Genomic DNA, 13,892 nt, shown 5'->3' with positions numbered 1-13,892 from the left:
CGCGCCCCGCTACCGGCCGTCGCCGAGGAGTACGACGCTGCCGAGCAGCCTGTCGCGCCAGGGGCCGATCTCCGCCATCAGCGCGTCCAGCGCATCGTTGTCTGCGGTTTCCGGCGAGACAACGATGACGATCCCGTCTGCCTTCTTGAGTACGGTCGGAATGACGGCTTCCGCCTGCGTTCCGCAGCAGTCGACGATGGTGAAATCGATGGTCTCGACCTGCGGCGCCGTGCTGATGCGCGACGATGACAGGGCTGCGAGACGCCGCAATCCGCCAGAGCCGATCCGCTCCACCTGCAGGATGTTCTCCAGATCCTGGCCGCCGGGCCTTGCGCCATCGGTCCTGACCTTCACGGACCAGGACTGCCGGCTTGCGGAGCCGAGACTGGAACGAAGCTCGCCGTTGGCGAGAAGAACCACTTCGCCGGCGGCATGAAGATCCCTGGCGACATCCCCGGCAAGGCTGTTTTTCGCGATGCCTGCCGGTGCGAGAAAGGCCACCGTGACCGGTCGGGTGGTTGCAAATTCGGCCTGCAGAAGCTGCGATAGGCGATGGACACCGGCATCGCGCGGCAGTGCCGCTGGCCCCACGGGCTTGGCAAACGGCAGGCGCTGCACGAGCCGATCGATCCGTCCGGGATGCGGGGGCGTGGCGCTCGCGACCGTCGAAAGGATCGGCGTGCCGGTCTTGGTCGCAAGCCGTCGCTCGAGCCGCTTGGTGCCGCCGAGAAGCTCACGGGCGACGGCAAGCGTCGCGCCGGCGGCCGAGCCGAACAGGACGGCCGCGATGAGCACCAGAAGTTTCGGCGCCTGCACGGCCTTGTCCGACGGCACCGCCTCGGAAATGATGCGCGAGTTGCCGCTACCGAGATCCTGCTGCCTGCTGAGTTCCTCCGATCGCGTCAAAAAGGCCTTGTAGACGGCATCGATCGCCTGGGCTTCGCTGACGAGCTGCACGAGTTGGAAGCGGAGCCTGCCGTTATCCTTGGTGGAAGCCGCCTGATCGTCGAAGCGCGTTTCGAGGGAGGCAAGATTGGCCTTGGCGCGCTCGTAGGTATTCGCTGACAATTCGCGGACGCGCTCCAGCTCGATCTCGATCGCGCTGCGGATGCTGGCGATCTGGGAGCGGATGGCGCGCATCTGCGGATGGTCGTTGCCAAGGTTGGCCGAAAGCTCGGCTTGGCGGTCGAGCGCCTGGGAGTAGCGGCTGCGAAGACCGGACAGCGCGCCGGAATTGAGCGTTTCGGGAATGGCGCCGGCTTCGACGTTCGACACGTTGAGCTGCCGCGCCTGTTCGTAGGCCGTCCTTTGTTGTTCGACCTGCTGGCGGGCAGCAAGCAGCTGTTGGTTCAGCCCGACGAGCTGCTGGTCGGTGATCAACCCCTGATCGCCCATGCTGATCATTCCGTTCTCGGAGCGGAAGTTCTCCACGGCTTCCTGCGCGTCGAGGACGCGCTGGCGCAATTCCTCCGCCTGTTCGGCGATGGTCCGCGTCGTGCGCAGGCTCACGTCGAGGCGCGCCTTGTCGGCGAGGGCGATGTAACTCTCGGAGATCGCGTTGGCGATCCTGGCGGCCATCTCGCTGTTGCCGTGCTTGACGGTGACGGTGAACACGTAGCTGTCGCCATTGCGCTCGACGCTGAGATTCTCGAGCAGCGAACTGATGACGTCGTCTACGGTCGCGGCTTCCGCCTTCGTTCGCCCGAGCAGTCTCGATGCAAGACCGACACGATTGAAATAGGGATCCTTCGTCAGGTCCAGCTTTCTGACGACCTCGCGCAGCACGTCGCGTGACTGGATCAGGTAGACCTGGCTGCCGATTATCTGCTGAGTGTTCGTTCCGCCGCCGGTGTCGGTGCCGACCACCGGCCCCCGCCCCATGTCGATGAACAGCTCGGCAGTGGAGCGGAAGAATGGCTTCTGTGTGAGGACGAACACCATCCCGAATATGACGCATGCCAGTGCGGCGAGGATCACGTAGTGGATCCTCTTCCTCACGATGCCCGGCAACTGAAAAATGTCGATGTCCATCAAATGACCAAAAGCCCGTATGTGACGGGGTAACGCCTATTCCAATCATTGCACGCGTTGTCCGGCGGCCGATGTCGCCCGCAAGATCATCCTCAACCTCTCAGATTATGGTTAACAAGTGATCAATCGTTTGCGGCAAGCGCTCGGTGCGCATCTCCGCTCGCAATATGAATCATATTGAAAATACGATGTTTTTCCGGCTGGGCCGGCTGGAGACTGTAGCTGCGCCATGTCGCGGACCGACTACGGCCGCTTTTTCACGGAAATTTATCCATGTCCTTTCAGGCCATCTTATCTCTCCCCCGTGTATGCCTCTGGTTGAACTGGCAAGGCGCGCGGCATCGTGCGCCGGCCGGATAGAACGCGCGGGAGAAAGATGTCATGAAGCAGAAAATCCGTGAGTTGCTCGCCAAGCATGGCGGTTTGCCGGTCGCCGTGGACCAGGTTGCCGACAATGCCGATCTCTATGTTGCGGGCATGTCGTCCTTCGCGTCCGTGCAGATCATGCTGGCGATCGAGGAAGCTTTCGACCTCGAGTTCCCCGACAGCCTTCTCAACCGCAAGTCGTTCCAGAGCATCGACGCCATCGCGAAGACCGTCGAAGGTCTCACGGGTAGCGCGGAGGCGGCCGAATGAACATGTCGACCGGCGCAGGTCTGGCAGAGCGAGCCGCGCGCGTGGCTGCGGTGGCCGAGGCGCACGCCGATGATGTCGACGCGAAGGGCCGCTTTCCGAAAGAAGCCGTCGATGCGATGCGGGCGGAACGCCTGCTGTCGATCCAGGTTGCGCCCGATCTCGGCGGCGAAGGCGCGTCGATTTCTGACATTGCCGAGGTCTGCTCGCTCATCGGCCAGACCTGTGCGGCGTCGGCCATGGTCTTCGCCATGCACCAGATCAAGGCGTCGAGCCTCGTCTCGCATGGCGAGGATGCAGACTGGCATCGCGCGTTCATGCGCCGCATCGCCGACGAGCAGCTGCTGCTGGCGTCGGCCACGACCGAGGGCGGGATTGGCGGCAACCTCCGCAACAGCATCTGCGCCATCGCGGTCGAGGGCGACCGCTGCCGGCTTGAGAAGGACGCGACCGTCATCTCCTACGGTGCCTATGCGGATGCAATCCTGATCACCTCGCGCAGCCACGCGGATGCCGCTTCCACCGACCAGGTGATGACGGTTTTCACCAGGGACCAGTATACGCTCGAGCGCACCCATGTCTGGGACACGCTCGGCATGCGCGGCACCTGCTCCGACGGCTATCTCTTCAAGGGCGAGGCGCCGGCGGCCCAGATCCTGCCCAAGCCGTTTGCGGAGATTGCCGCCCAGTCGATGCTGGCGACCTCGCACCTGCTCTGGAGCGCGGTCTGGTACGGGATCGCCGTCAATGCCATGGCCCGCGCACAGGCTTTCGTGCGCGCTGCGGCGCGCAGGAGCCCCGGCCAGACGCCGCCCGGCGCGCTGCGGCTCGCCGAAGCCTCAAGCCTGCTGCAGATGCTCAAATCGAATGTCGTCGAGGGTCTTCGGGAATTCGAAGCCGCAAAGGCAGATCCTGACCGGCTCTCGTCGATGGGCTTTGCCGTCGCCATGAACAATCTCAAGATCGGCTCGTCGGAAACGATCCTGACGATCATCAACCACGCCATGCTGATCTGCGGGATCATGGGCTACAAGAACGGTACCCCCTTCAGCCTCGGACGCCATCTGCGCGACGCGCACTCGGCCCAGCTGATGATCTCCAACGACCGCATTCTCGGCAATACGTCCAACCTCCTGCTCGTCCACAAGCAGGACACCAGTCTCGTGGGGTGAAGCACGATGGATATGCAGACCTCGTTTCTCGACCGGCTGTTCGATGCCGGCCTTCTGATCGACACCGGCGTTGAAGGCCTCTATGGCCGCAGCGGCCAGTTCGAGGACGTGATCACAGCCTTCGAGCGCCTGATCGATCGCTTTGGCGGTGCCGATGGCGCCGAGGCCATGCGCTTCCCGCCGGGCATGAACCGCGCCTTTTTCGAAAAGAGCGGTTACATGAAGAGCTTCCCGCAGCTGGCGGGTACCGTCCACTCTTTCTGCGGCAACGAGCTCGACCACATGAGCCTGCTGCAGTGCATGGAGGTCGGCGAGGAGGACTGGACGAAGGACCAGAAGGCGACCGACATCGTCCTGACCCCTGCTGCCTGCTATCCGCTTTATCCGACGGTCGCACGGCGCGGCCGCATTCCGGCGAAGGGCGCGCTCTACGATCTCCAGTCCTACTGCTTCCGCCATGAGCCCTCGCAGGATCCGGCGCGCCAGCAGTTGTTCCGCATGCGCGAATATGTCTGCATGGGGACGGAGACGCATGTCACCGAATTCCGCCAAACCTGGATGGATCGCGGTGTGCAGATGATGAAGGAAGTCGGCCTCGAGGTGACCATCGACGTGGCCAACGATCCCTTCTTCGGCCGGGCCGGCAAGATGCTGGCGAACAACCAGCGCGACCAGAACCTGAAGTTCGAGCTTCTGATCCCGATCACCTCGGTCGCCAGGCCCACCGCCTGCATGAGCTTCAATTACCATCAGGACGCGTTCGGCTCGAAATGGGGTCTGACGATGGAGGACGGCAACGTGGCGCACACCGCTTGCGTCGGCTTCGGCCTGGAACGCATCGCGCTGGCGCTGTTCCATACCCACGGCCTCGACGTCGCCGACTGGCCGGAAAACGTCCGCAAGACCCTCTGGGGCTGACCTTGCAGGCACCGAGCGTCCTTCCGGGTCTGGATCCCGCCAACTACCGGCCGCACGCGCTTCACGATCAGGAGCGCATGTGGCCGGAGACCAATTGCTATGTCGATCTCTGGATCGAAGTCCTCCATGCGCAGGGGCTTTTGCCGGAAGCCATGCTCGGCTTCACGCTGACGCAGGATTTCGAGGGCGACCAGTTCACCTTCTTCAAGGTTCCCCTGGAAGATCTTGAGGCGCTCTACGGCATACGCTGCACGGAGCTTGCGATCTATGACAGGGTGGAGCGGCATGTCGCCGAGCAGATCGGCCGCGGCCGCCTCTGCCTCGTCGAGATGGACAGCTTCCACATGCCCGATACCCGCGGTGTCGCCTACCGGCAGGAGCACGGCAAGACGACGGTCGCGATCAACCGGCTCGACCTAGAAGGTCGGACGCTGGACTACTTCCACAATGCCGGCTTCTTCCGTCTGGAGGGTGAGGATTTCGACGGGCTGTTCCAGATGAACGCGCCGGCCGATGCGCTGCCGTTCCTGCCCTATACCGAATTTGCCAAGTTCCCGCAGTCCTGTCCCTCCGAAGCGGATCTGCGCGCGGCTGCCCGCCGCCTGCTGCGCGTTCATTTTGCGCGCCGGCCTCGCGAAAATCCGCTCGCCGCCTTTGCCGGCGTTTTCCCGAGACAGGTCGAGGCGGTGGCGGAGCGTCCGTTCGGCTTCTTCCACAAATACGCCTTCAACACGCTGCGCCAGGTCGGCGCCAACTTCGAACTGGCGGCAAGCCATCTCGACTGGCTCGCAGCAGACGGTTCGCTGGTGCCCGCGTCGGACGCTGCCCGCCGGATTTCCGAGGTTGCGAAGTCGGTTCAGTTCCAGCTTGCCCGCGCTGTGACGCGCAAGCGGTTCGAGCCGCTCGCGACCGCACTGGACCCGGCCGTCGAAGCCTGGGAAGAGCTGATGCAGGTGCTCTCCCGGCGCATCGACTAGACCGGAGCGGCACGATGGGCGATCCTCGAAACGAGCACGAAACGAGGCTCGACAGCGGCTGGCGCCTCTGCCTGACGCCGCCCGGTGCATGGGCAGACCCGTCCATGCGCTCTGCAGACATGATAGCGTTTGACGCGCCTGTTCCGGGGACCGTTGCCGGTGCGCTGGAGCGAGCCGGGCTGTTCGATCGGACGGACCCTGAGCCCTTGATCGACCGGGACGCCTGGTATTTCCTCGACATTGCAGGCTGCGAGCCCGGCGCGGCCATTCTTGCCCTCGATGGCCTGGCGACCATCGCGGAGGTCTACTGGAACGGCGAGAGGAAGCTCGATTCGCGGTCCATGTTCGTTGCCCATGAGATTGCAGTGATCGTAAGCGGCAATGATCGTCTCGCCATCTGCTTCCGTGCCCTGGGGCCACATCTCGAACGTCGCGGCCCGCGCGCCCGCTGGCGCCCGCAGATGATCGTGCCGCAGGGCCTGCGCCTCGTGCGGACCACGCTGCTCGGTCACATGCCCGGCTGGTGCCCGTCGGTACAGGCTGTAGGCCCGTACCGGCCGGTGCGGCTGAGGCGACCGCAGGAAGGCACGATCGAGGATGTGCAGATCCGCGCCACTCTTGATGACGAGGGAAGCGGACACCTTCACGTCTCGTTACGGGCTGGCGATCTCTCTGGGCCCCCGGACCTCTGCTGCGGCCGTTTTCGCGCGCCGATGAGGCGGATGTCTGATGACCGCTGGTCGGTTGACTTGGTCATGCCTGACGTCGAGCCCTGGTGGCCGCACACGCACGGGAAGCCCGTTCTGCATGCGGTCGAACTCCATGTCGCGGGAGAGCGGCGGGTGATCGGGCGCACAGGCTTTCGCCGACTTCACGTCGACCGCGGCCCGGATGGCTCCGGCTTCTCGCTGCAGGTGAATGGCATACCGGTCTTCTGCCGTGGCGCGGTGTGGACGACGGCCGACATCGTCGATCTGCCGGGCGACCGGGAACGATACGAACCGCTTCTCCGCCTTGCGCGCGAAGCGGGCATGAACATGCTGCGCATCGGCGGCACGATGGCCTACGAGGCGAAGGCGTTCTTCGACCTTTGCGACGAGTTCGGTATTCTCGTCTGGCAGGATTTCATGCTGGCGAACTTCGACTATCCCGCTGCCGAACCGGAGTTCTGCGATCTCCTGCGCGCGGAGGCGGAGCAACTGCTGACCCGAATGTCCGCCTCGCCGTCGCTGGCCGTTCTGTGCGGCGGAAGCGAGATGTTCCAGCAGGCGGCGATGCTGGGTCTTCCGAAGGCCAGCTGGAGCGGCGCACTGACCGACAGCCTTCTGCCGGAAGTGGCGCAAGCGCTGCGTCCGGACGTGCCCTACCTCGCCAATTCCCCTTTTGGCGGCGCCATGCCGTTCTCGCCCAATGCCGGGGTTGCCCACTACTACGGCGTCGGCGCCTATTGCCGGCCGCTGGAGGATGCGCGCCGGGCCGGTGTGCGTTTCGCCGCCGAATCGCTCGCTTTCGCCAATGTGCCGGAGCAGGCGACGCTGGATGCGCATCTGCCCGTTCCCGCGGTCCACGATCCACGCTGGAAGGCGCGCGTCCCTCGCGACCGTGGTGCTTCCTGGGACTTCGAGGACGTACGGGACCACTATCTCGGCCTGCTCTATGACTGCGATCCCGCGCGCCTGCGTCGCGAGAATCCGGCTCGCTATCTCGATCTCTCGCGGGCGGTGAGCGGCGAGGTGATGGAGACGACATTCGCAGAGTGGCGTCGCCCGCAATCGACCTGCAACGGCGCTCTGGTCTGGACCCTGCAGGATCTGCTTCCGGGCGCCGGCTGGGGCGTTATCGACGCCACCGGCCTGCCCAAGCCGGCGTGGCACGCGCTTCGGCGCGCTTTCCGGCCGGTGCAGCTCCTGCTTTCCGACGAGGGCACGAACGGGCTGGACGTGCATGTCCTGAATGAGACCGACGTGGAGCGCGGGTTCGTTCTGGAAATCGCCTGCCTGCGCGAGGGGCGCCAGCCGGTCGTATCCGGGCGCTGCGAACTTTCGCTGGATCCGCGCGAGGCGGTAACGATTGCCGCGACCGATCTGTTCGGCGCCTTCTTCGACACGACCTATGCTTTCCGCTTCGGCCCGCCCGCGCATGACGTCACTGTCGCGACGTTGCGCGATCACGAGACATCCTCGCTCGTTGCGGAAGCCTTCCATTTCCCGCAAGGTCGCGCCCGCGCCCTTCATCCGGCGACGGCGACGGTTGTCGTCGAGAAGAGCGATGGAAACTGGCTGTTGCAGATTTCGTCGGACCGGCTTCTCCAGTCCGTGCATATCGATTGCCCCGGATTTCTGCCGTCCGACAACTGGTTCCATCTCGCGCCCGGCACACCGCGCGCAATTCGCCTGACCGGGACCGGCGGATTGGAGCGCCCGACGGGCGAGGTCGGCGCACTGAATTTGCCGGGCACATTGTCCTTTTAGGTGCGTCCGTCGAATGGTGCGACACGGCTTTGCCAGCTGTCGTAGGTCGGCGCGACCAATGTTGCCGCGGGCGCTATTCCGCCGCAGCCAGCGCCATTTCCAGGATGCGCTGCCGCAACAATGCCTTCGCCTCCGGCGGGGACATGTTGTGGTCTGCGCCCGGCACGATCTCGACGCTGACATTCGGATAGGCCTTCATGGCCGCCCCGTCCGCGCCGAAATAGGCGTGATAGCGTTCCAGTCCGACGTCGGTTTCGCTGTAGATCAGCCGCATCGGGATGTGGCGTTCGGAAAGCCTGCCGAAGGATGCATGCACCGTATGCCTCAGCCGGCCGAACTTCGACAGCCGCCAGAAAATCCGGGGTGCCGAGCGCGCAGCGCGGCTGCCAAGCTGGCGGCATATGTTGCCTGCCGCCCGCGGGATATCGATCTGGCCGGAGACCAGTCGCCTGAACGTCTCGGCACGCAGTGCCCGCTTGCGGTAGTCGCCTAGAGAGCGCGGGTTGTAGCGCAGGGCCTCCTCGACGTTCTCCTCCTCGTCCCACACGAAGGTGAACGGATTGATGGCAACGACGCCGGCGCAACGCTTTTCGTCCAGTGAGCTGCGGAAGGCGACATAGGCGCCGCTGCAGCGCCCGGCAAGCACGGCCGGACCGAGCCCGCGCTCCGCAAGGAGATCGAAGGCCGCTCTCACATCGTCCTGCTGCCCTGCGGAAAAGAGAACCTGTACCGGAGCGCCGGCAACCGGTGGACTGTCGCCAACATTGGCCGCGTCGAACCGCATCGACGCGACGCCGTTTGCGGCCAGGTACCGCGCGGTCTCCGTTGCGGAGCGACCCCAGCCGGCTTGCCGATCATAGGCCGTCCCGAGCAGCACGACTGCGGCGCCGCGCCGCTCCCCCTTCGGCAGGCAGAGCGTGCCGAACAGCCTGTGCCGGGGGCCGAAGCGTAACGGCTCCTCGCGGAATTCGCCGCCCGTAACGATTGCCGGCGCGGACGGCAGTTCAGGATCGACGGCGGTTCCGGCGTCCGAGGCCAGCGCGGCGACCCAGTCGGCGACGGCGGTCGCCACCGCCTCCGGCTGCCTTGCGATGGTTGGATTCGATACGAGATCGTCGTAGCCGGCATAAACCTGGCGGGTCACGGTCGCGCCCAGGCTCTCCAGCCGGTCGGCGAACGCAGCCTCGCTGTCCCGCGCCGCACGGTGAACGACGAGCACGGCCCGGGCCGGGGTCGTCTCGATATTGTGAACGCTGATACCCCGGACCGCGGCGGCGATTTCCGCCGGCATGACGAGCCCGGCGACCGACACTTTTCCGGCAATGCGCTGCTCGTCGGAAAGCCCGAGGCCGTCATCGACCATTTTCGACCAGGCGGCAAGTTCGCGCAGGTAGAAGCGGCCGCTGATGACGGGCGCCATCATGACGGCACCTTCGACAGTTCCGAGCCTGCCGGCATTCAGGGCGGCAAAAGTCGCACCAAGTCCATGCCCGACCAGGATCAGTCGCGAAGTGCCGCAAAGCCTGTGCAACTCGGCGGCGGCCGCCTCGATCGCCGTCTCCCATACCGGAAGGCCGCCGGGAAATTCCATGTCGTCTGGCGTGTCACCGGTGCCGGGGTAGTCGAAACGCAGGCTGGATATCCCAGACCTGGCGAAGCGCTCGGCGAGATCGCGCCACAGCTTGCGCGTGCACATTTCCTCGAAACCCCAGGGACTGAGGAACAGCACCGCGCAATCCGAAGGCACCGTCCCCGCAATTGCGGGCGTGTAGAGCCCGACCGATCTCGCGAAGGATACGGGGATGGAAGCCGAGCCCGGTTCCCAGGATACGGCATCGAAAACGTCGGCGGTTCCCTGTTCCTTGATGCGACGCATTAGGCAAGTCACTCCGCGGGAGCATTCGCCTTCGCCCTGGCGACGAAGGACAAGCCGCGCCGAAGCGGGGCAAGGCGGGCCGATGATCGCGATAGGACCATGTCGAGGACATGCGCATCCACCGGATCGACGGCGCGCATGAGACGCAGGGAAACGGCATACGCCAATGCGCCGGCGATAACACCCGCCGTCAGCCCTGCAAGACCGGGGACCATGTCGGTAACGGCGAAGGCGACGAGACCGCAGACTGCCGCCGCTGCCGCGACCTTGCAGACCGTCAGCGCAAGCCGGGGCGACATGTCGGCGCTTTTCATGCTGCGAAGCAGAAGCACGCAGATAAGCAGGAAGGTGCCGCCGCGTACCAGCGCACCGGCTGGCCCCCCGAACTGCGGAATGACGGCGATGCAGCCGATGAGCATGACAAGCGCGCCGATACCCGTCGTCACCAGCCTGATGCCGATGCGATCCATGGAGTAGAGGTACTGCGTCGTCAGCTGGCTGAAGACGAAGGCGGGCGAGCCGGCGGCGAGGATCGCGACGATGAGACCGCTCGGCCTGAAGCTCTCACCATAGATCGTCACGACGAGCGGCTCGGCGATGGCGGCAAGCCCGAAGCAGAGCGGAAAGGTGATGTAGGCGAAGCTGCGCGTGACGGCGGCGAAGATGCCGGCCGGCAAGACGCCGTCGGCGCCTTCTCGGCTATGGACATAGAACGGCAGCAGGCTGCCTGTCAGTTGCACGGGCAGTTGCAGCGCCAGATTGGCAAGCGACAGCGCCACGGCGTAGAAGCCGACTTCCTCCAGGCTCCGGAACTGCTGGAGAAAGAAAAGCTCCGGCCGGTTGAGGAACACCGCGCTCAGGACGAATTCGAAGAACAGGACGGCCGACGACGATATCAGCGCCTTCGGCGCAAAGCCGGCGCTGTTGCGCGGCGACAGCAGGATCCCGAGCGCAAAGGCAAAGGGTGCGGCCTGCCCGGCGATATAGCCGAGCAACGCGCCCTCCACGCCCCAGCCGAAGGCGCCGCCGATGACGAGAATGAGTTGCAAGGTCGACGAAAGAGCGGTGATGCGGAAGAAGGCGGAAAGCCGCTGCTCGCCGACCAGATAATTCTTCGTCAGCGCCCCGATCGACTGCACGAAGAGAAGCGCGCCCGTAAGGATGACGATGCTTTCCGGCGTGCCGATCACCGCTTCGCGCTCGGCTTCCCACGAAGCGGACGCATAGAGGATCACGAGCAGGACGGTGGAGACGAGCACAGGCAAGGCGAGATAGGCGGCGAAACCGCGCCGGTCCTGGGTGCCAAGGCCACGCGCCTTCAACTGGGGAAGGCAGCGCATCAAAAGCACGCCGGTCCCGAGTTCGGCGACGAGCGCACCGGTCGTGGCGACCCAGAGCGCAAAGGCAATGGTGCCGTTCGCCTCAGGCCCGAGGAGGCGGGCGATGGCAATCGAGCAGGCAAAGCCGGTCACGAGCAGCAGCATTCCCGCCGCCGCGTTCATGATCGAATTCGACATGATGCCCTTGCTCATTGCGCCTTGCTGCCTGCCCTGAAGGGCCCTGCCGGCCCCGGGGGAAAACTAGTGTTCATACGTTAAGATATCCTGCGCCGGTTGCATCGCGCCGGCGGACGTCCGCCAGCCGTCCCAGCGGCCGATCAGGATCTGCTGCGAGCGCCGCGCCATGGCCGGCCGAAGCGTGAGCGCATGGATCGCGATTCCGGCCATCGGCCGCAGGAGGCGCGGCAGAAACCTGGCGGCGCCGAAGCGATGCTTGCGCATCACATAGCCGAGGCCGGCGCTGTAGCGGCGGATCTTGGCGATGTTCTCGGGCACGGTCTGGTCGCAGCCATCCTCGGGGTGATGGCCGAAAAGGGAAGGATCGTAGTACCCCGTCTCGCCGCGTTCGATGAGCGTCAGTGCAAGGTCCTGGATTTCGTATGCCCCCCACGGCGTGCCCGAGCCGGGTCCGATCTTCTCGTCGAACCCGCCGGTCGCGGCAAAAGCGCTTCGCCGCACGAGGAGCATCCACTCGATCAGTGTCGTCCAGACGTTGCTGCGGTCGATTGTCGTCGCTTCGGTCTCGAACTGGCCCATGATGGTGGAGCCGGCGGCATTGGTGGCCCGGCCGCAATAGAAGGCGGCGGGCATGCGGTCCGTCAGGCGGAAATACCGTTCCAGCAGGTCGGCCGGATACCAGCAGTCGTCGTCCGGAAACATGAGCCATTCGCCGCGCGCCTGGGCCGCGCCGAGATTGCGGGCACGGCAGACGCCCTTCCTCGAGGTCTTCAGGTGCACGATCTCCAGCGTCCGCGAGAACGGCGCGACAATATCCAGCAGACGGTCGTCCTCGTTCTGGTCGACGACGATCACCTCGAAATCACTTCCGTTCTGCTCCGCCAGCGACCGAAACAGACGCGACAGCTCCTCGGTGCGGCCAAGCGTGGCCACCACGAGGGAGAGGCGGAATGATCGTTCGTTCGGCGTCATGTCGACCTTGAGGACGGAGGCCGCTCCCGGCTGGTCGCGGATACGGCCGCACCATTGTCCGGACGAGGCGTTAAGGCGGAATGAACGTCGCAGCGGCAATGTATCGGATTTTGGAGAAGGTACCCCGATGGCCTTGCGTCGGGGAACGCTTCGGCATAGCTCTCTGGCGAAAGAGCCGGATGCCCGATGCCCCACAAGGTCACCATTTACAGCCTCAAGCTTCACGATTTTCGCAACTATGCGTCAGTCGCGCTCGGGCTCGATGATCGCCATGTCGTACTCACCGGCGCAAACGGTGCGGGAAAGACGAACCTCATGGAGGCCGTCTCGTTCCTCTCTCCCGGACGCGGGCTGCGCCGGGCGGCCTATGCCGACGTCGCCCGCGAGGGTGCGGCCGGCGGCTTCAGCGTTTTCGCGGCAATCGACGGCATGCAGGGCGAAGTCGAGATCGGCACGGGTACGGATGCCGGCGAGGACGGGCAATCGCGTCGCCTCAGGCTGAACGGCACGACGGTACGTTCGGTGGATGAACTTCTTGACCATTTGCGCGTCGTCTGGCTGACGCCCTCGATGGATGGGCTATTCACCGGTTCCTCCTCCGATCGCCGCCGCTTCCTCGATCGGCTCGTCCTGTCGCTCGACCCGGAACACGGGCGAAGGGCCGCCGATTTTGAAAAGGCGATGCGTGGGCGCAACCGCCTGCTGTCGGAACCCCGGCCCGATGCGCGCTGGCTGGACGCACTGGAAACGCAGATGGCCGAGCTCGGCGTCGCCATGGCGCTGGCGCGCCGGGAACTGGTCGGCCTGCTCGCCGATATCGTCGAGGCGTCTCGCGACGAAGGGCCGTTCCCGTCTTCCTCCATGACGCTGAGCGGATTTCTGGACGACCGGCTTGATCGTCCCGCCTACGAGATCGAGGAGGAATATGCCGCCCTCCTGCGCGACGGCCGCTTTCGCGATGCCGCCGCCGGCCGAACGCTCGACGGCCCGCACCGCGTCGATCTCCTCATCCGCCATCGGGAAAAGGGCATGGACGCGGCCCGTTGCTCCACCGGCGAGCAGAAGGCGCTGCTGGTCGGGATGATCCTCGCCCATGCCGGTCTCGTCGCAGGCATGACCGGACATGCCCCGGTGCTGTTGCTGGACGAGATCACCGCCCATCTCGACGAGGGGCGACGTGCGGCCCTGTTCGATCGTATCGACGCGCTCGGCGGGCAGGCCTTCATGACGGGAACGGATCGTGCGATGTTTGCGGCGCTCGGTGAGCGCGCGCGCCTGCTGAACGTCGAAAACGGCAGGATCGAGGGATGAAACGGAACTTCGGA

General features: G+C 65.1%; 10 protein-coding genes. 6 read left to right on the top strand and 4 right to left on the bottom strand.

Translation table 11 applies throughout. From position 1 onward, the window contains the following. Window positions 1-9: 9 nt before the first annotated feature. The gene (locus HV823_RS16045) at window positions 10-2,031 is read right to left on the bottom strand and encodes a GumC family protein (protein ID WP_176950736.1); all 2,022 of its coding nucleotides are present in this window, start codon (window positions 2,029-2,031) and stop codon (window positions 10-12) included. Between the two features lie 381 nt (window positions 2,032-2,412). Here HV823_RS16045 and HV823_RS16040 point away from each other — a divergent pair, with 381 nt between their 5' ends. Genes HV823_RS16040 through HV823_RS16020 form a run of 5 tightly spaced genes read left to right on the top strand, consistent with a single transcriptional unit; the run spans window position 2,413 to window position 8,202 of the window. Next, a complete protein-coding gene (locus HV823_RS16040; RefSeq protein ID WP_176950735.1) occupies window positions 2,413-2,667 on the top strand; it encodes an acyl carrier protein in 255 nt (84 codons plus the stop codon). Then, on the top strand, window positions 2,664-3,836 hold the full coding sequence (locus HV823_RS16035) for an acyl-CoA dehydrogenase family protein (RefSeq protein ID WP_176950734.1): 1,173 nt from the start codon (window positions 2,664-2,666) through the stop codon (window positions 3,834-3,836). The genes HV823_RS16040 and HV823_RS16035 overlap by 4 nt, the downstream gene beginning before the upstream one ends. A 6-nt stretch (window positions 3,837-3,842) precedes the next feature. Next, entirely contained in the window at window positions 3,843-4,754 is a 912-nt protein-coding gene (locus tag HV823_RS16030) for an amino acid--[acyl-carrier-protein] ligase (RefSeq protein ID WP_176950733.1), read from the top strand. Beyond that, the gene (locus HV823_RS16025; RefSeq protein WP_176950815.1) at window positions 4,745-5,731 is read left to right on the top strand and encodes a DUF1839 family protein; all 987 of its coding nucleotides are present in this window, start codon (window positions 4,745-4,747) and stop codon (window positions 5,729-5,731) included. The genes HV823_RS16030 and HV823_RS16025 overlap by 10 nt, the downstream gene beginning before the upstream one ends. A gap of 14 nt (window positions 5,732-5,745) precedes the next feature. Then, on the top strand, window positions 5,746-8,202 hold the full coding sequence (locus HV823_RS16020) for a glycoside hydrolase family 2 protein (protein ID WP_176950732.1): 2,457 nt from the start codon (window positions 5,746-5,748) through the stop codon (window positions 8,200-8,202). Window positions 8,203-8,275: 73 nt separating this feature from the next. Here the strand turns inward: HV823_RS16020 and HV823_RS16015 are convergent, their stop codons facing one another. Genes HV823_RS16015 through HV823_RS16005 form a run of 3 tightly spaced genes read right to left on the bottom strand, consistent with a single transcriptional unit; the run spans window position 8,276 to window position 12,567 of the window. Continuing rightward, the gene (locus HV823_RS16015; protein ID WP_176950731.1) at window positions 8,276-10,078 is read right to left on the bottom strand and encodes an alpha/beta fold hydrolase; all 1,803 of its coding nucleotides are present in this window, start codon (window positions 10,076-10,078) and stop codon (window positions 8,276-8,278) included. An 8-nt stretch (window positions 10,079-10,086) separates the two neighbouring features. After that, window positions 10,087-11,610 (bottom strand): lipopolysaccharide biosynthesis protein, encoded by a 1,524-nt coding sequence (locus HV823_RS16010; protein ID WP_176950730.1) that lies wholly within the window; start codon window positions 11,608-11,610, stop codon window positions 10,087-10,089. A 48-nt stretch (window positions 11,611-11,658) separates the two neighbouring features. Next, window positions 11,659-12,567 carry a glycosyltransferase family 2 protein gene (locus HV823_RS16005; RefSeq protein WP_176950729.1) on the bottom strand — a complete coding sequence of 303 codons (909 nt, stop codon included), beginning with the start codon at window positions 12,565-12,567 and terminating at the stop codon, window positions 11,659-11,661. Between the two features lie 186 nt (window positions 12,568-12,753). Here HV823_RS16005 and recF point away from each other — a divergent pair, with 186 nt between their 5' ends. Further along, window positions 12,754-13,878 carry a DNA replication/repair protein RecF gene (recF, locus tag HV823_RS16000; protein WP_176950728.1) on the top strand — a complete coding sequence of 375 codons (1,125 nt, stop codon included), beginning with the start codon at window positions 12,754-12,756 and terminating at the stop codon, window positions 13,876-13,878. Window positions 13,879-13,892 lie beyond the last annotated feature (14 nt).

Origin of the sequence: Mycoplana rhizolycopersici (genome assembly GCF_013378445.1) — a bacterium.
Classification (GTDB): Bacteria; Pseudomonadota; Alphaproteobacteria; order Rhizobiales; family Rhizobiaceae; genus Mycoplana; species Mycoplana rhizolycopersici.
The sequence above is the reverse complement of the archived record's forward strand: the minus strand, read 5'-3'. Positions and strand labels throughout refer to the sequence as shown.